General features: G+C 72.6%; 14 protein-coding genes. All 14 read right to left on the bottom strand.

All coding sequences use genetic code 11. The features are described from left to right. Positions 1-37: 37 nt before the first annotated feature. Complete coding sequence (locus E1269_RS08365) at positions 38-2,065, bottom strand: primosomal protein N' (RefSeq protein ID WP_131893274.1); 2,028 nt, start codon at positions 2,063-2,065, stop codon at positions 38-40. A gap of 155 nt (positions 2,066-2,220) precedes the next feature. Continuing rightward, positions 2,221-3,462 (bottom strand): serine hydrolase domain-containing protein, encoded by a 1,242-nt coding sequence (locus E1269_RS08360; protein WP_131893272.1) that lies wholly within the window; start codon positions 3,460-3,462, stop codon positions 2,221-2,223. Positions 3,463-3,568: 106 nt separating this feature from the next. Continuing rightward, a complete protein-coding gene (metK, locus tag E1269_RS08355) occupies positions 3,569-4,759 on the bottom strand; it encodes a methionine adenosyltransferase (protein ID WP_131893270.1) in 1,191 nt (396 codons plus the stop codon). A gap of 138 nt (positions 4,760-4,897) precedes the next feature. Then, on the bottom strand, positions 4,898-6,121 hold the full coding sequence (gene coaBC, locus E1269_RS08350) for a bifunctional phosphopantothenoylcysteine decarboxylase/phosphopantothenate--cysteine ligase CoaBC (protein ID WP_131893268.1): 1,224 nt from the start codon (positions 6,119-6,121) through the stop codon (positions 4,898-4,900). A 116-nt stretch (positions 6,122-6,237) separates the two neighbouring features. After that, positions 6,238-6,597 (bottom strand): DNA-directed RNA polymerase subunit omega, encoded by a 360-nt coding sequence (gene rpoZ, locus E1269_RS08345; protein ID WP_131893266.1) that lies wholly within the window; start codon positions 6,595-6,597, stop codon positions 6,238-6,240. Beyond that, the gene (gene gmk, locus E1269_RS08340; protein ID WP_239000831.1) at positions 6,594-7,196 is read right to left on the bottom strand and encodes a guanylate kinase; all 603 of its coding nucleotides are present in this window, start codon (positions 7,194-7,196) and stop codon (positions 6,594-6,596) included. Before gmk ends, rpoZ begins: the two co-directional genes overlap by 4 nt. Beyond that, positions 7,193-7,507, bottom strand: coding sequence for an integration host factor, actinobacterial type (gene mihF / locus E1269_RS08335; RefSeq protein WP_026875881.1), 315 nt, complete (start codon positions 7,505-7,507; stop codon positions 7,193-7,195). The genes gmk and mihF overlap by 4 nt, the downstream gene beginning before the upstream one ends. A gap of 184 nt (positions 7,508-7,691) precedes the next feature. Continuing rightward, entirely contained in the window at positions 7,692-8,615 is a 924-nt protein-coding gene (gene pyrF, locus E1269_RS08330) for an orotidine-5'-phosphate decarboxylase (RefSeq protein ID WP_131893264.1), read from the bottom strand. Positions 8,616-8,618: 3 nt separating this feature from the next. Then, entirely contained in the window at positions 8,619-9,680 is a 1,062-nt protein-coding gene (locus tag E1269_RS08325; RefSeq protein WP_203433166.1) for a quinone-dependent dihydroorotate dehydrogenase, read from the bottom strand. A 121-nt stretch (positions 9,681-9,801) separates the two neighbouring features. Continuing rightward, entirely contained in the window at positions 9,802-13,086 is a 3,285-nt protein-coding gene (gene carB, locus E1269_RS08320; protein WP_131893262.1) for a carbamoyl-phosphate synthase large subunit, read from the bottom strand. Continuing rightward, complete coding sequence (gene carA / locus E1269_RS08315; protein ID WP_131893260.1) at positions 13,086-14,219, bottom strand: glutamine-hydrolyzing carbamoyl-phosphate synthase small subunit; 1,134 nt, start codon at positions 14,217-14,219, stop codon at positions 13,086-13,088. The genes carB and carA overlap by 1 nt, the downstream gene beginning before the upstream one ends. Beyond that, a complete protein-coding gene (locus E1269_RS32795; RefSeq protein WP_203433164.1) occupies positions 14,216-15,535 on the bottom strand; it encodes a dihydroorotase in 1,320 nt (439 codons plus the stop codon). Before E1269_RS32795 ends, carA begins: the two co-directional genes overlap by 4 nt. Further along, a complete protein-coding gene (locus E1269_RS32790; RefSeq protein WP_239000830.1) occupies positions 15,532-16,467 on the bottom strand; it encodes an aspartate carbamoyltransferase catalytic subunit in 936 nt (311 codons plus the stop codon). Before E1269_RS32790 ends, E1269_RS32795 begins: the two co-directional genes overlap by 4 nt. Then, the gene (pyrR, locus tag E1269_RS08305) at positions 16,464-17,048 is read right to left on the bottom strand and encodes a bifunctional pyr operon transcriptional regulator/uracil phosphoribosyltransferase PyrR (RefSeq protein WP_131893258.1); all 585 of its coding nucleotides are present in this window, start codon (positions 17,046-17,048) and stop codon (positions 16,464-16,466) included. The genes E1269_RS32790 and pyrR overlap by 4 nt, the downstream gene beginning before the upstream one ends. Positions 17,049-17,088: the final 40 nt, after the last annotated feature.

Below are 17,088 nucleotides of genomic sequence, written 5' to 3'. Positions count from 1 at the left end.
TGGGTGGGCAACGGGGGCAGGCGGCCGGGACCGGGGGTCAGCCGAAGTCGACGGGGTCGACGCGAATGCGGACGGGGCCGCCGGAGCGGCGGGCGGAGCGGACTCCGGCGGCGGCGCGCAGGGCGGCGGCCAGGGCGGTCCCCGCCGACCGGGGCGCCCGCACCATGGCCCGGCTCTTGTCGTCGTCCAGCGGCGCCGGCCCGATGACCTCGGCGTCGGTGGGGAGGTCGGTGAGCGTCAGCAGGTCGTCGACGTCGGCTGGAGCACCGGTCAGCTCGGCGACCCGGGCCGCCGGCGGCAGCCGCAGCGCGCCCCGCTCGGCCAGCTCTCGGGCGGCGAACCCGGCCGGATCCCAGCGCACCAGCGCCTGCACGGCCGGCGCGGAGGTATCGGCGACCACGACGATCTCACCGCCGTCCGGGCCCGACCGCACCAACGCAGCGGCTCCCAGCCAGCGCCGCAGCGCCTCCTCGGCGGCGCGCAGGCTCGGCCGGTTCAGCAGGCCGGTGCCGTCGAGGAGCAGCGCCGCGGTGTAGCCGTCGTCGGCGACCGGCTCGGCCCCGGGGGTGGCCACGACCAGCGCCGGTTCCGCACCCACGGTGTCGCGGACGGTGTCGCCGCGCGACATCAGCACCGGCACGCCGGGGAACGCCCGGCCCAGCTCCTCCGCCGTCCGCCCGACGCCCACCGAGGTGGCACGCAGGTACCCGTGCCCGCACTCGGGGCAGCGCCACGACGGGTACGCCGTCGCGCACCAACCGCAGCGCGGCGGCTGCCCCGGCTGGCCGACGACCAGCGGCCCGGAGCAGGCCGCGCACCGCGCCGCCGTCCGGCACCGCGCGCACGCCACGCCGGGCAGGTACCCCGACCGTGGCACCTGCACCAGCACCGGACCTGTGCGCAGCCCGGTCCGCGCGGTTCGCCACGCCAGCGACGGCAGCCGGGCGCTGCGGGCGGCTTCGTCGCGAGCCTGCTCGTGGTCGTCGCCGCTGCTGCGCACCCGCGGCGACGTGGACCGCACGGACCCGCGGTCCGGCGTCACCGGCCGGGCCCACCCGGTGGAGAGCAGCAGCTCGGCCTCCGCGGTTCGCGCGAATCCGCCGACGACGGCGGCGGCGCCGGCCTGGTGCGCCCGCAGCAGCAGCACCTCGCGGGCGTGCGGGTAGGGAGCGCGCGGTTCGGCGTGCAGGTCGTCGCCGTCGTCCCAGAGGCAGACCAGCCCGAGGTCGTGGACGGGCGCGAACGCGGCCGAGCGGGTGCCGACGACGGCCCGCACCGCACCGCGGCGGACCGCGAGCCACCGCTTGTACCGCACCGACGGCCCCGCGTCGGCCTCGAGCGCGACGTGCCGTCCCTCGCCCAACACGGCCTCCAGTGCCGACGACACCCGCGCGAGGTCGCGCCCGTCGGGCACCACGACGAGCGCGCCGCGGCCACCGGACAGCGTGGCCGCCACCAGCCGGGCGATGAGGTCGGGCCAGTCGGCGACGGGTCCGGGGTTCCACACCGCCCGGGGCGCGCTGCCGGCGGCCAGCGCGTCCAGGAGGGCGACGCCGTCCTGGTGGGCCGCCCAGCCACCCGGCTCCGGCCGCGGCGGGGACGTGTCCGACGCATCCGTCGGCGCCGCCTTCTCGGCCGTCGCGTGCCGTGGCGGCACAGCCAGCCGCAGCACGTCGGCGACGGTGCCCGCGTACCGGTCGGCGACCGAGCGGGCCAACTGGGCGATCTCGGGCGCCAAGACCGGCTCCGGAGAGACGACCCGGCGCAGCCTGGCCAGCCGGCCCTGATGGTCGGACTCGTGGGCGCGCGCGACGATGAAGCCGTCGTGGTCGGTGCCGGCGAAGCGCACTGACACCCGGGCGCCGGCCACCGCGTCGTCGCTCATGGACGCCGGCACGAGGTAATCGAACGGGCGGTCAAGATGCGGCAGGCCGACGTCGACGAGCACCCGCGCTATCGGCAGGGACTCCGCGACCGGCTCCGGCTCGCGGGTGCGGAACCGCCGCCGGCCCGGTGCGGCCACCAGTGCCAGCTGGTCGGGATCGGCCGGGTCGGTTGCGCTCACGATCCGTTTCTACCGCACACCGGGCCCGGACACGTCCGCGCGGCGGTTGCCGGCACGGACGGCAACCGTTGCCCGCGACACCCACCGTTAGCCCGCGGCACCCGCCGCCAGCCCGCGGCACCCGCCGCCAGCCCGCGAGCGACTCCCAGCCCGGGTCAGCCCAGGACGGTCTCGATACGTCCGAGCAGGTCCATCCGCCCCGTCACCCGCGTTTCGGTGACATCGATGCCGCACAGGCCGGCGACCAGCATCCCGTTCAGCGCCGCACCCAGCTCCTCGCTGGGAGCGAGCTGGTCGTCGAGCGTGAGGGTGACCGTCAGGTGCCGCGAACCGTCCGGCGAGCCGAAGGAGTACGTGGTGTGGCCGAGGGTGCCACCGGTGTGCCCGTAGGCGATCCCGCCGGCGATCTCCGGACACTCGGCCGGGGCGGCCTGGATGCCCAGTCCGTACGTGCCGCGGGACTGCGTGGTGAGCTCGAAGGCCTCGGCCAGCAGCTCCGCCGGGACCAGGGTGCCGTCGAACATGGCCCGGAAGAACGTGTTGATGTCGGTGGACGTGGAGACGACCGCGCCGGCTGCCCACAGCTGGGTCGGCGACAACCGGGTGGTGTCGATGTGCGGCTCCCCGGGATGCTCGGTGGCGTAGTAGGCGTTCGCGTGCTCGCCGTCGATGACCGGGCTGAACCGAGGGAACGAGGTGTCGGTGAGACCGGCCGGCTCGAACACACGCCGGGCGAGCTCGTCCTCGATGGCATTGCCGGTGATCTCCTCGATCAGCAGGCCGATCACGTAGTAGCCGGTGTTGGAGTACGAGTAGTACTGGTCCGGCGCGAAGTCGAGCGGGCGCTGAGTGGCGATGCCGACCAACTGCTCGGGGCGGTAGTAGCGCAGCAGGTTGCGCTCGACGTCGTCAGCCGAGCGCCGGGCCAGTGACGGGTACACGTCGACGAAGTAGTCGGGGACCCCGGAGGTGTGGCCGAGCAGCTGCCGCACGGTGATCGGCTCCTTGTAGGGCAGCACGCCGGGCAGGTGGCCTGCGACGGGGTCGTCCAGGCCGAGCCGGCCTTCGTCGACCAGCTGCAGCAGCACCGTGGTCACCATGCTCTTGGTGACGCTGCCGACGCGGAACAGGTCGGTGGTCTCGACAGCCTCCGGCGACGACGCGGACGGGTCGCGCTCGCCGCGGGCTGAGGTCCAGCGCTCGTCGCCGTCGCGGACTTCGACGACGACGCCGGGCATCCCCGCGGCGTCGACGGCGTCGAGGGCACGCTCGAGCAGCGCGGTGTCAAGATCGGCGGTGTCGGGGGCACGGGCGGCGCTGACGGCGGGTACGGCCACCAGGGCGGCTGGCAGGAGGCTGGCGACGACGGTGAGGAAGATCAACAGCTGGCGACGCATGCCCCCAGGCTACGGAGCGTTCGGCCGGCCGGGATGGCACTGCAGGACGAACCGCGGCCCGCCCGCGTTGGACTCCGGGACGAGCCCGGCTCCGCCGGACGGATGATCAGCCGGCCGCGGTCTGCAGCGCCTCGACGCGGTCGGTGCGCTCCCAGGTGAAGTCCGGCAGCTCGCGGCCGAAGTGACCGAACGCGGCGGTCTGCTGGTAGATGGGCCGCAGCAGGTCGAGGTCGCGGATGATGGCCGCCGGGCGCAAATCGAACACCTCGGTGACGGCCCGCGCGATCCGGTCGACGGGTACCCGCTCGGTGCCGAAGCACTCGAGGAACAGCCCGACCGGCTCGGCCTTGCCGATGGCATAGGCCACCTGGACCTCACAGCGGCGGGCCAGCCCGGCGGCGACGACGTTCTTGGCCACCCAGCGCATCGCGTACGCCGCGGAGCGGTCGACCTTCGACGGGTCCTTGCCGCTGAACGCTCCCCCGCCGTGCCGGGCCATGCCGCCGTACGTGTCGATGATGATCTTGCGGCCGGTGAGGCCGGCGTCGCCCATCGGGCCGCCGATCTCGAAGCGTCCCGTCGGGTTCACCAGCAGCCGGTAGTCGTGGTGGTCCAGCTCGAAGCTCTCCAGCACCGGCTTCACGACCTGGGTGGTGATGTCGGGGGTGAGCAGCTCGGCCAGGTCGATGTTGGACGCATGCTGGGTGGAGATGACGACGGTGTCCAGCCGGATCGGGCGGTCGCCGTCGTACTCGATGGTGACCTGCGTCTTGCCGTCGGGCCGCAGGTACGGCACCGCGCCGGAGCGGCGGGCCTGCGACAGCTGCTGTGCCAGCCGGTGCGCCAGGATGATGGGCAGCGGCATGAGCACCGACGTCTCGTCGGAGGCGTACCCGAACATGAGCCCCTGGTCGCCCGCGCCCTGCAGGTCGAGCGGGTCCTGGTCGCCCTCGACCCGATGCTCGTAGGCCGCGTCGACGCCCTGGGCGATGTCGCGCGACTGCGATCCGATCGACACCGAGACGCCGCACGAGTAGCCGTCGAAACCCTTGGTCGAGGAGTCGTACCCGATGCCGAGGATCGTCTCGCGCACGATGCCCGGGATGTCGGCGTACCCCTGCGTGGTGACCTCACCGGCGACGTGGACCAGGCCGGTGGTCACCATCGACTCGATGGCCACGCGGCTGGACGGGTCGTCCTTCAGCAGTGCGTCGAGCACCCCGTCACTGATTTGGTCGCAGATCTTGTCCGGATGACCCTCGGTGACGGATTCGGATGTGAACAAGCGCAGAGACAACGCAAAGCCCCCTCGAGAAAGCGGACATGCAGTCCGGGAAGCCCACTGTAAGGGACGCTGACCAGCGCCGGCGCGGAGGGTCCGCATAGTGGACGCAGACCGTCCACAAAATGAGACACGCCAACCGGTGCGGAGTGGTCAGAGCCGGGCGACCACCAGGTCCCACACGACATGGGCTAGCGCAGACTTCGGCCCGGTCTCGACGGCGACGCAGCTGCCGTCCGCGCCCAGCACGACGGCCTCGTTCTGCTCGGACTCGAAGCCACGGTCCGCGCCGACCTCGTTGACCACCAGCAGATCGCAGCCCTTGGAGGCGAGTTTCGCCCGGCCGTGGTCGAGGACGGAACCGTGCTCGTCGCCGGTCTCGGCGGCGAACCCGACCACCACCTGGCCCGGGTGCGGCCGGTGTGCCGCCAGGTGCGCCAGGATGTCGGCGGTGCGTTCCAGCTCGATGACCGGCGACGAGCCGTCCGAGCTCTTCTTGATCTTCGTGTCGGTGTAGTCCGCGGGCCGGAAGTCGGCGACGGCGGCGGCCATGACCACCGCGTCGGCATCGGCGGCGGCGGCGACGGCGGCCTCGTACAGCTGCGCGGCCGAGCCCACGCGGACGATGCCGACGCCGGCGGGGTCGGGCAGCGCCACGTTGGCCGCCAGCAGCGTCACCCGGCCGCCTCGTGCGGCAGCGGCCCGGGCCAGCGCGTAGCCCTGCCGGCCGGACGAGCGGTTCCCGAGGAACCGCACCGGGTCGAGGTACTCGCGGGTGCCGCCGGCGGAGACGACGACATGCCGGTCGACGAGGTCGGGTTCGCCGCCGCCACGTGCGAGCACGTCGGTGATGACGTCGTAGATCTCGGCGGGCTCTGGCAGCCGGCCCTTGCCGGTGTCGGCACCGGTAAGCCGCCCGACCGCGGGCTCGAGGACGAGGGCGCCGCGTTTGCGCAGGGTCTCGACGTTGACGACGGTTGCCGGGTGCTCCCACATCTCGGTGTGCATGGCCGGCACGAAGACCACCGGGCCGCGAGCGGTGAGCAGCGTCGAGGTCAGCAGGTCGTCGGCGCGGCCCGACGCGGCCCGCGCCATCAGGTCGGCGGTGGCGGGCGCGACGACGACGAGGTCGGCCCGGCGCCCGATGCGCACGTGCGGGACCTCGTGGACGTCGTCGAAGACATCGGTGGCGACCGGTCGCCCAGACAGTGCCGCCCAGGTGGGCGCGCCGACGAAGCGCAGCGCGGCGTCGGTGGGGACGACGGTGACGCCGTGGCCGGCCTCGGTGAGCCGCCGTAGCAGCTCCGCGACCTTGTACGCGGCGATGCCGCCGCCCACGCCGAGCACGATCTCGGCAGCACCCGACGGCGCGGTCATGCGACGCTCACCAGTCACCTTCTACCGCCGGCGGAGGGCTTCCCCCTGCCGGACCATCGAGAACGCGGTGGCCGGACTCGTGGCCCGGCCGGCCGGGACGGTGCCCGGCGACGGCGTCAGCTCTTCTCGCCGGACTCGGCGTCACCGGCCGCGTCGAACACCGGAGCGGCGGCGGCCGCGGGTGCGGCAGCCTCGGCCTCGGCCTCGGCCGGGTCGATCTGCTCCGCCGTCAGTAGGCCGGCGTCGATTTCGCGCAGGGCGATGGACAGCGGCTTCTCCTGTACGTGCGTCTCGACCAGGGGTCCGACGTACTCCAGGAGCCCTTCACCGAGCTGCGAGTAGTAGGCGTTGATCTGACGCGCCCGCTTGGCCGCGTAGATGACCAGACCGTACTTGGAGTCGGTCTTGGCGAGCAGGTCGTCGATCGGTGGGTACGTGATGCCCTCGGCAACGCCTTGGGTTCCGGACACGCTCATGCCTCCGGGCTGGTTAAGTGGGGTGTACGCATCAAGGTTACCAACTGTTCGCACACCTCATCGACCTCGGTGTTGATGAGGGTCACGTCGAACTCGGCTTCGGAGGCCAGTTCCTCGCGTGCCGTGGTGAGCCGGCGCTCTCGTTCTTCCGCGCTCTCGGTGCCCCGGCCGACCAGCCGGCGCACCATCTCGTCCCAGCTGGGCGGGGCGAGGAACACGAACAACGCGTCCGGGATGACCTGGCGTACCTGGCGGGCACCCTGCAGGTCGATCTCGAGCAGGACGGAGTGGCCGGCCGCCAGGGCGCGCTCGACCGGCGCCCTGGGTGTGCCGTACTTCGCCCGCTTGTGGACGACGGCCCACTCCAGGAACTCGCCGTGCTCGATCATCTTGTCGAAAGTGGAGTCGTCGACGAAGTGATAGTGCTCACCGTCGATCTCTCGAGGCCGCGATGGCCTGGTGGTCGTGGACACGGAGATCCACAACTCCGGGTGGGTCGCGCGCAGCCTCTTGACGACGGTCGTCTTTCCGACCGCCGTCGGCCCCGACAGGACGATGACCCGCGGGGCCGACCGCGGATGGGACGTGTGCAGGATCAACCGCCGAAACGCTCGATCAGGGCCGCCGACTGGTTGGCGCCCAGGCCACGGACGCGGCGGGTCTCGGCGATGCCGATCTCCTCCATGATCTGCTTGGCGCGGACCTTGCCGACGCCGGGCATCGACTCGAGGAGGGCCGAGACCTTCATCTTGCCGATGACCTCATTCTTCTCGCCTTCCTTGAGCACGTCGCCAAGACGGGCTCCGGCGTTCTTCAGGCGGTTCTTGACCTCCGCACGCTCCCGGCGAGCCTCAGCGGCCTTCTCGAGTGCGGCCGCGCGCTGTTCGGGAGTCAGGTTAGGGAGCGCCACGAGCGGGTCACCTCTGTGTGTCGTTGTGTGGATGTCGGACGGTCCCCCGCGTTCGCGGGAGCCTTGTTAGGAACCTAGCGACTGAACCGCCAGGTCAGCAACGCGATCCACGGTACCTGTCCGCACGAATCCCTGGTGCAACGGCACCCGCGTGTCGCGCCGCGTGTCGACAGATTAACCCCGTTCAGCCATTCTGGAACCGTTGAACCAGCAGGTCATGTACCGCATCTACGGTCTCGGCGGCCGCCCGGCGCAACCTGGCGGGCTCGGGGCCGGTGGTCAGGATCTCACGCGACACCGCCGGCACGACCTGCGGCAACGCGTCTCCGAAGACCGTCAGGAGGTCCGCGACGGTGGCGCCCTGGGCGCCGATTCCGGGCGCCAGCAGCGGCCCGCCGACGGCCAGGTCCTCACCGGTGGATAGACCGGCCGAGCCACTCGCCTCCGGCGAGGCCGTGGATAGACCGGCCGAGCCACTCGCCTCCGGCGAGGCCGTGTATCGAATGGTGGCACCCACGACGACACCGATGCTGCCCAGCGGCTCTGCGCCGGCGTTGGCGGCCCGGACGTGGTCGAGGATGGTGCCGGCCACCGTCCGGCCGTCCTCGCCCCGGGCCAGTTGGACCTCGGGGCCCTCCGGGTTGGACGTCCTTGCCAGGACGAAGAGGCCGTTCCCGTGGGCCAGCGCGGTGTCGACGAGCGGTGCCAGCGACCCGTAGCCGAGGTACGGCGACACGGTGACGGCGTCGGCGCACAGCGGCGAGGACGGGTCCGCGTAGGCGTCGGCGTAGGCCTGCATGGTCGAGCCGATGTCGCCGCGCTTGACGTCCAGCAGCACCAGGGCGCCGGCCGCCCGGGCGTCGGCGATGACGGTCTCCAGCACCGCGACGCCGCGCGAGCCGTGCCGCTCGAAGAACGCCGACTGCGGCTTGAGCAGCGCGATCGACTCCCCGAGCGCGTCGACCACGGTGCGGGCGAAGCGTTCCAGTCCCACGGCGTCGTCGTCGAGGCCCCAGGCCGCCAGCAGGCCGGGGTGCGGGTCGATGCCGACACACAGCCGGCCGCGCCGCTCGAGGGCCGCGTGCAGCCGCTGCCCGAAGGTGTCCATGTGTCAGTCCTCCTCGAGCAGCCGGGCCAGCTCGCGCTGCACGCGTGCGGGCCAGAACGGGCCGCCGTAGATGAAGGCGGTGTACGCCTGGACGAGGGTCGCCCCCGCGCGCACCCGCTCGTGTGCCTCCCGCGCGGTCGAGATGCCGCCGACGGAGACCAGCGTGAGCTGCTCGCCCACCGTCGAGCGCAACAGCCGCAGGACCTCCAGCGACCGCTGCGCCAGCGGCGCGCCGGACAGCCCGCCGGCGCCGGCCGCGGCCACCGTGTCCGCGGCGGACTCCAGGCCGTCCCGCGACACGGTCGTGTTGGTGGCGATGATCCCGTCCAGCTCGAGCTCCAGGGCCAGCTTCGCGACCGCGACGACGTCGTCGTCACTGAGGTCGGGGGCGATCTTCACCGTCAGCGGCACCCGGCGCGACGTGACGGCGTCGGCCTGCTCGCGCACGGCCGTGAGCAGCGGCCGGAGCCGGTCGACGGCCTGCAGGTCGCGCAGGCCCGGCGTGTTGGGCGAGCTGACGTTGACGACGAGGAAGTCGGCGTACGGCGCCAGCAGCCTGGTGCTGGCCTCGTAGTCGGCGACGGCCTCGGCCTCCGGCACCGCCTTGGACTTGCCGATGTTGACGCCGACCACGACGGGCAGCGCGCCGCGTCGTCGTCGCCGGCGGGCCAGCCGGGCGGCCACCGCGGCGGCGCCGTCGTTGTTGAAGCCCATCCGGTTGACGACGGCGCGGTCGGCGACCAGTCGGTGCAGCCGCGGCCGCGGGTTGCCCGCCTGCGGGCGCGCGGTCACCGTCCCGACCTCGACGAACCCGAATCCCAGTCCGGCCAGTGCGTCGATGCCGACGGCGTTCTTGTCGAACCCGGCGGCCAGCCCGAGCGGACCCGGGAAGTGCAGCCCGAAGGCCTCCACGCCCGGTCCCGACGGGGCGAACCGGCGCCGTCCGTACCCGGCCAGCCCGGGCACCCGCGCGGCCAGCCGCATCGCCGCGAACGCGCCGCGGTGCGCCGTCTCCGCGTCCATCCGCGCGAGGACGGTGCGGAACAGGACGTCGTAGGCCGTCACACCGCCCCCTCCCCCGTTGATCTTGGAGTGACCGCGGGAACTCCGCCCGGAATGTCCCCTGGATTCCGCGGGACCTCCACGATCAACGCGGTGAGCGGGGGTGGTTCCAGGGCACCGGACATCAGCGGCGCGCCCAGGACTGCAGGGAGCGGACGCCGACGGACTCCGCGCGCAGCGCCTCGATGCCCTGCACCGCCGCCGCCAGGCCCTGGGTGGTGGTGATGCAGGGGATGCCGCCTTGGATGGCGGCGCGACGGATCTCGTAGCCATCGGCGCGCGGGCTGCCGCCGGTGGTGGTGCCGCTGGGGGTGTTGATGATGAGGTCGACGTCGCCGGCGAGGATGCGCCCGATGATGGTAGGCGTCCCGTCGGGCTCGTGGCCCACCCAGCGCTTGCGCACCACCTCGGCCTCGACGCCGTTGCGGCGCAGCACCTCGGCCGTGCCGGACGTGGCGAGGATGGTGAAGCCGAGGTCGGCCAGCCGCTTGACCGGGAAGATCATGTGGCGTTTGTCGCGGTTGGCCAGGGACACGAAGACCGTGCCGGACGTGGGCAGCTCGCCGAACGCGGCGGCCTGGGACTTGGCGAACGCGGTCCCGAACAGCTCGTCGATGCCCATGACCTCGCCGGTGGAGCGCATCTCCGGGCCCAGCAGCGTGTCGACGGTGCGCCCGTCGGGGGTGCGGAACCGGTTGAACGGCATGACGGCTTCCTTGACCGCGACCGGAGAGTCGGCGGGAAGGTCGACCGCATCGCCGGTGGCCGGCAGCAGGCCCTCGTCGCGCAGCGACGCGATCGTCGTGCCGAGCATGACCCGGGCCGCGGCCTTGGCCAGCGGCACGCCGGTGGCCTTGGACACGAACGGCACCGTCCGCGAGGCGCGGGGGTTGGCTTCCAGGACGTACAGAACATCCCCGGCCAGCGCGTACTGCACGTTGAGCAGGCCGCGCACCCCCACCCCGCGCGCGATCGCCTCGGTGGAGGTGCGGATCCGGCCCAGCTCGTCGTGGCCCAGCGTGGTGGGCGGCAGCGCGCACGCGGAGTCGCCGGAGTGGATGCCGGCCTCCTCGATGTGCTCCATGACGCCGCCCAGGTACAGCTCGTCGCCGTCGAACAGCGCGTCGACATCGATCTCCACTGCGTCGTCGAGGAACCGGTCGACCAGGACGGGGTGCTCTGGCGAGGCCTGCGTGGCCCGGCCGATGTAGTCGGCCAGCGTGGCGTCGTCGTACACGATCTCCATGCCGCGTCCGCCCAGCACGTAGGACGGCCGCACCAGCACCGGGTACCCGATGTCGGCGGCGATCTCGCGGGCCTGCTCGAACGAGCGTGCGGTGCCGTGTTTGGGCGCGGGCAGCCCGGCGTCGGCGAGCACCTGGCCGAACGAGCCGCGGTCTTCGGCCAGGTCGATGGCGGCCGGCGAGGTGCCGACGATGGGTACGCCGGCCTCGGCCAGCGCCTCGGCCAGCCCGAGCGGGGTCTGGCCGCCCAGTTGGACGATGACGCCCGCGACGGGGCCGGCCTGCCGCTCGGCGTCGACGACCTCGAGGACGTCCTCCAGGGTCAGCGGCTCGAAGTACAGCCGGTCGGAGGTGTCGTAGTCGGTCGAGACCGTCTCGGGGTTGCAGTTGACCATGACGGTCTCGTAGCCGGCCTCGTGCAGCGCCATCGCGGCGTGCACGCACGAGTAGTCGAACTCGATTCCCTGCCCGATCCGGTTCGGCCCACTGCCGAGGATGATCACAGCCTCGCGCTCTCGCGGCCGGACCTCGGTCTCCTCGTCGTAGGACGAGTAGTGGTACGGAGTGCGGGCGGCGAACTCCGCGGCGCAGGTGTCGACGGTCTTGTAGACCGGCCGGATGCCCAGCGCGTGCCGGACCCCGCGGATCACCTCGGCAGAGGTGCCGCGCAACGCCGCCAGCTGGGCGTCGGAGAATCCGTGCCGCTTCGCCTCGCGCAGCACCTCCGGGGTCAGTTGCGGCACCGCGGCGACCTCGTCGGCCACCTCGGTCAACAGCAGGAGCTGGTCGAGGAACCACGGGTCGATCCGGGTCGCCTCGTACAGCTCGTCCACGCTCGCGCCGGCCCGCAGTGCGGCCACGACGTCGCGCAGCCGCCCGTCGTAGGGCCGGCGCACCTTCTCGACCAGGTCGTCGGCGTCACCGGGCGACGACACGAAGTCCAACGCGCCGTCGGACTTCTCCAGCGACCGCAGCGCCTTCTGCAGCGCCTCGGCGAAGTTGCGGCCGATCGCCATCGCCTCGCCCACGCTCTTCATGTGCGTGGTCAGGGTGGAGTCGGCGGCCGGGAACTTCTCGAACGCGAACCGCGGCGCCTTGACGACGACGTAGTCCAGCGTCGGCTCGAACGAGGCCGGGGTCTCGCCGGTGATGTCGTTGGGGATCTCGTCCAGCGTGTAGCCCAGCGCCACCTTCGCCGCGATCTTCGCGATCGGGAACCCGGTGGCCTTGGACGCCAGCGCGCTGGACCGCGACACCCGCGGGTTCATCTCGATGATGATCAACCGGCCGTCGTCGGGGTTCACCGCGAACTGGATGTTGCAGCCGCCGGTGTCGACGCCGACCGCGCGAATCACCGCGATGGCCTGGTCGCGCATCACCTGGTACTCGCGGTCGGTCAGGGTCATGGCCGGGGCCACCGTCACGGAGTCGCCCGTGTGCACGCCCATCGGGTCGATGTTCTCGATCGAGCAGACGATCACGACGTTGTCGGCGCGGTCGCGCATGACCTCGAGCTCGTACTCCTTCCAGCCCAGGATCGACTCCTCCAGGAGCACCTCGGTGGTCGGCGAGGCGTCCAGGCCGGCGCCGGCGATGCGGCGCAGGTCCTCCTCGTCGAACGCCATGCCCGACCCCGCGCCACCCATCGTGAACGACGGGCGCACGACCACCGGGTAGCCGAGGTCCTGCACCGCGGCCAGGCAGTCGTCCATGGAGTGGCAGATGGCCGACCGGGCGGTCTCGCCGCCGATCTCCTCCACGATCTTCTTGAACGACTCGCGGTTCTCGCCCCGCTCGATGGCGTCGATGGACGCACCGATCAGCTCGACCCCGAACCGCTCCAGCACGCCCCGGTCGTGCAGCGCCACGGCCGTGTTCAGCGCGGTCTGCCCGCCCAGGGTGGCCAGCAGCGCGTCCGGCCGCTCCAGCGCGATGACCTTCTCGACGAACTCCGGCGTGATCGGCTCGACGTACGTGGCGTCGGCGATGTCCGGGTCGGTCATGATGGTCGCCGGGTTGCTGTTCACCAGGATCACCCGCAGGCCCTCGGCCCGCAGCACCCGGCACGCCTGCGTACCGGAGTAGTCGAACTCGCACGCCTGCCCGATCACGATCGGCCCGGAGCCGATGACCAGGACGCTGTCGATGTCGGTGCGCCGGGGCATCAGGACTCCTTCGCGGCCGACATCACGTCGGCGAACCGGTCGAACAGGTAGGCGGCGTCGTGCGGCCCGGCCGCCGCCTCCGGGTGGTACTGGACGGAGAAGCCGCTGAGCCGCCCGGTCCGGTCGCGGAGGGCGAGGCCCTCCACCACGTCGTCGTTGAGGCAGACGTGACTGACCTCGGCGGTCCCGTACGGCGTGTCCGTGGCGCGGTCCAGCGGCGCCTCGACTGCGAAGCCGTGGTTGTGCGCCGTCACCTCGACCTTTCCGGTCGAGCGGTCCTGGACCGGCTGGTTGATGCCGCGGTGGCCGTAGCCCAGCTTGTACGTACCGAAGCCCAGGGCCCGGCCGAACACCTGGTTGCCGAAGCAGATGCCGAAGAACGGCAGCGCGCGCTCCAGCGCCGCCTGGACCACGCCGACCGGGCCGTCCGCCGTCGCCGGGTCGCCGGGGCCGTTGGACAGGAACAGCCCGTCCGGCCGCAGGCCCAGTACGTCGTCGACGGTGGCCGTGGCGGGCAGGACGTGCACCTCGATGCCGCGCTCGGCCATCCGCCGCGGCGTCATGGTCTTGATGCCCAGGTCGAGGGCGACGACGGTGAACCGGCGCTCACCCTCGGCCGGCACCACATAGGGCGACGGCGTGGAGACCTCGGCGGCTAGGTCGGCGCCGAGCATCTCGGGGCTGTCCAGCACCTTCCGGCGCAGCGCCTCGGCGTCGGTCTCGACGGTGGAGATGCCGACCCGCATGGCGCCGCGCTCGCGCAGGTGCCGGGTGAGCGCCCGGGTGTCGATGTCGCTGATGCCGACGACGCCCTGTGCGGTCAGCTCCTCGTCCAGACCGCGCCGGGACCGCCACGACGACGGCCGGCGGGCGGGGTCGCGTACGACGTAGCCGGCCACCCAGATGCGGCCGGACTCGGGGTCGTCGTCGTTGACCCCGGTGTTGCCGATGTGTGGCGCCGTCTGCACCACCACCTGGCGGTGGTAGGACGGATCGGTCAGCGTCTCCTGGTAGCCGGTCATGCCGGTGGCGAAGACGGCCTCGCCGAAGGTCTCGCCCGCGGCACCGTACGAGCGGCCGCGGAACGCCCGGCCGTCCTCGAGCACCAGCAGAGCGGGTGGGCGGGTGGTCACAGCAGTCCCCCTGTCACATGGGTCGGGCGGCCGCGCAGGAACGTGGCGACGACGGCGCCCGGCAGCTTCATGCCCTCGTACGGCGTGTTCCGCGACAGCGACGCCGACGCCGACGGGTCCACCGTCGCCGACACCGACGGGTCGACCAGCACGATGTTGGCCGGTTCCCCCTCGGCCAGCGGGCGGCCGTGCGCGAGCTCACCGGTGTCGCAGCGGCCGATACGGGCCGGCGCGTACGACATCCGCTCGGCCACCCCGGACCAGTCCAGCAGCCCGGTGTCGACCATGGTGTGCTGGACGACCGACAGCGCGGTCTCCAGGCCGAGCATGCCGAACGCGGCGACGTCCCACTCGCAGTCCTTGGCCTCGACCGGGTGCGGCGCGTGGTCGGTGGCGACGATGTCGATGGTGCCGTCGGCCAGTGCCTCGCGCAGCGCGGCGACGTCGGCGGCGGAGCGCAGCGGGGGGTTGACCTTGTAGCGCGGGTCGTAGGTGGCCACCAGCTCGTCGGTCAGCAGCAGGTGGTGCGGCGTCACCTCGGCGGTGACCGGCAGTCCGCGCTGCTTGGCCAGCCGGACGATCTCGACCGAGCCCCGGGTGGACAGGTGGCAGATGTGCACCTGCGACCCGACGTGCTCGGCCAGCAGCACGTCGCGCGCGACGATGGCCTCCTCGGCGACGTTCGGCCAGCCTTGCAGCCCGAGGCGGCCGGACAGCTCCCCCTCGTTCATCTGGGCCCCCTCGGTCAGCCGCGGCTCCTGCGCGTGCTGGGCGATGACCCCGTCGAACGCCTTCACGTACTCCAGGGCCCGGCGCATCAACATCGCGTCGGAGACGCAGACGCCGTCGTCGGAGAACACCCGCACGCCAGCCGCGGAGTCGGCCATCGCGCCCAGCTCGGCCAGCCGCTCGCCCCTCAGCCCGACGGTGACGGCGCCGACCGGGCGGACGTCGGCGTGCCCGGCCTCGCGGCCCAGCCGCCAGACCTGCTCGACGACGCCGGCGGTGTCGGCGACGGGGTCGGTGTTGGCCATCGCATGGACGGCGGTGAAGCCGCCCCTCGCCGCGGCGAGCGTGCCGGTCTCGACGGTCTCGGCGTCCTCGCGCCCCGGCTCGCGCAGGTGCGTGTGCAGGTCGACCAGGCCGGGCAGCGCGATGAGCCCGTCGGCGTCGACGACGGTGGCCGTCCGCGCGGCGTCGGCGGCGCGCGCCCCGGCACCGAGCGCGACGATCACGCCGTCGTCGATCAGCAGGTCACGCGGCTCGCCGCCGAGGACGCGGGCGGCGCGGATCAGGATCGTCGCGTTGGGGGTCACGCCGCCTCCTCGGTGGTGCCGGCCAGCATCAGGTAGAGCACCGCCATGCGCACGTACACGCCGTTGGTGACCTGTTCGACGATGACCGAGCGGTCGCTGTCGGCCACCTCGGCGGTGATCTCCATGCCGCGGTTCATCGGGCCGGGATGCAGGACCAGCGCCTCCGCGGGCATCAGCGCCTGCCGGCGCGAGTCGAGGCCGTAGCGGCGGCTGTACTCGCGGGCGGACGGGAAGAACGCGGCGTTCATGCGCTCGCGCTGCACGCGCAGCATCATGACCGCGTCGGCGCCGCTCAGCGCGGCGTCGAGGTCGTAGCTGACGTCGCAGGGCCAGCGCTCGACGCCCGTCGGCAGCAAAGTCGGCGGCGCCACCAGCGTGACCTTCGCGCCGAGCGTCGCCAGCAGCGCGACGTTGCTGCGCGCGACCCGGCTGTGCAGGACGTCGCCGACGATGACGATGCGCTTGCCGCTGAGCTCGCCCAGGTGCCGGCGCATGGTGAATGCGTCGAGCAGCGCCTGGGTGGGGTGCTCGTGGGTGCCGTCGCCGGCGTTGAGAACGCAGGCGTTGATCCAGCCCGACGTGGCCAGGCGGTACGGCGCGCCGCTGGCGGAGTGCCGTACGACGACGCCGTCGGCGCCCATGGCCTCCAGCGTAAGCGCGGTGTCCTTGAGGCTCTCGCCCTTGGACAGGCTGGAGCCCTTCGCGGAGAAGTTGACGACGTCGGCGGACAGCCGCTTCGCCGCCAGCTCGAACGACGTGCGGGTGCGGGTGGAGTCCTCGAAGAACAGGTTGACGACGGTGCGCCCGCGCAGGGTGGGCAGCTTCTTCACCGAGCGGCCCTCGGTGAGCCGGGCCATCTCCTCCGCGGTGTCCAGAACCAGCGTGGCGTCGTCGAGCGAGAGGTCGCCGGCGGAGAGCAGGTGTCGGATCACGGCAGCGCCTCCGCATCGGATCGGGGCTGGTCGGCGGCCTGGGCGAGGACGACGCCGTCGCGGCCGTCGACCTCCGACACCAGTGCGTGCACGCTCTCGGCCAGCGACGTGGGGATGTTCTTGCCGACGTGGTCGGCGCGGATGGGCAGCTGCCGGTGCCCCCGGTCGACGAGGACGACGAGCCGCACGGCGCGCGGCCGCCCGACGTCGTCCAGCGCGGTCAGCGCCGCCCGGATGGTCCGCCCGGAGAACAGGACGTCGTCGACCAGCACGACGATCTTGTCGTCGACGCCGCCCGGCGGGATGTCGGTGCGCTCCAGCGCCCGCGCCGGTCGCAGCCGCAGGTCGTCGCGGTACATGGTGACGTCGAGCGCTCCCACCGGGACGTCGACGCCTTCGGCCGCGGAGATGCGCGCGCCCAGCCGTTGCGCGAGCGGGACGCCGCGCTTGGGGATGCCGAGGATGACGAGGTCGGCGGCGCCCTTGTTGCGCTCCACCACCTCGTGGGCCATGCGGGTCAGCGCCCGGGCGACGTCGTCGCCGTCGAGCACCTCCCGCGAGCCGTTCAGGTCGCGAGACATGGTTCGCTGGACCTCCTTCCCCGCCTCACGGGACGGGACT

The organism is Jiangella asiatica (assembly GCF_004349065.1).
Lineage (GTDB): Bacteria > Actinomycetota > Actinomycetes > Jiangellales > Jiangellaceae > Jiangella > Jiangella asiatica.
This window is presented reverse-complemented; position numbering and strand designations above follow the sequence as displayed.

What these genes read in the sequence shown, in the direction of transcription:
- pyrR (WP_131893258.1), bottom strand. Translation starts at nt 17,048, where the DNA reads ATGTCTCGCGACCTGAACGGCTCGCGGGAGGTGCTCGACGGCGACGAC.
- rpoZ (WP_131893266.1), bottom strand. Translation starts at nt 6,597, where the DNA reads ATGAGCGTGTCCGGAACCCAAGGCGTTGCCGAGGGCATCACGTACCCA.
- E1269_RS08360 (WP_131893272.1), bottom strand. Translation starts at nt 3,462, where the DNA reads ATGCGTCGCCAGCTGTTGATCTTCCTCACCGTCGTCGCCAGCCTCCTG.
- carB (WP_131893262.1), bottom strand. Translation starts at nt 13,086, where the DNA reads ATGCCCCGGCGCACCGACATCGACAGCGTCCTGGTCATCGGCTCCGGG.
- coaBC (WP_131893268.1), bottom strand. Translation starts at nt 6,121, where the DNA reads ATGACCGCGCCGTCGGGTGCTGCCGAGATCGTGCTCGGCGTGGGCGGC.
- pyrF (WP_131893264.1), bottom strand. Translation starts at nt 8,615, where the DNA reads ATGGACACCTTCGGGCAGCGGCTGCACGCGGCCCTCGAGCGGCGCGGC.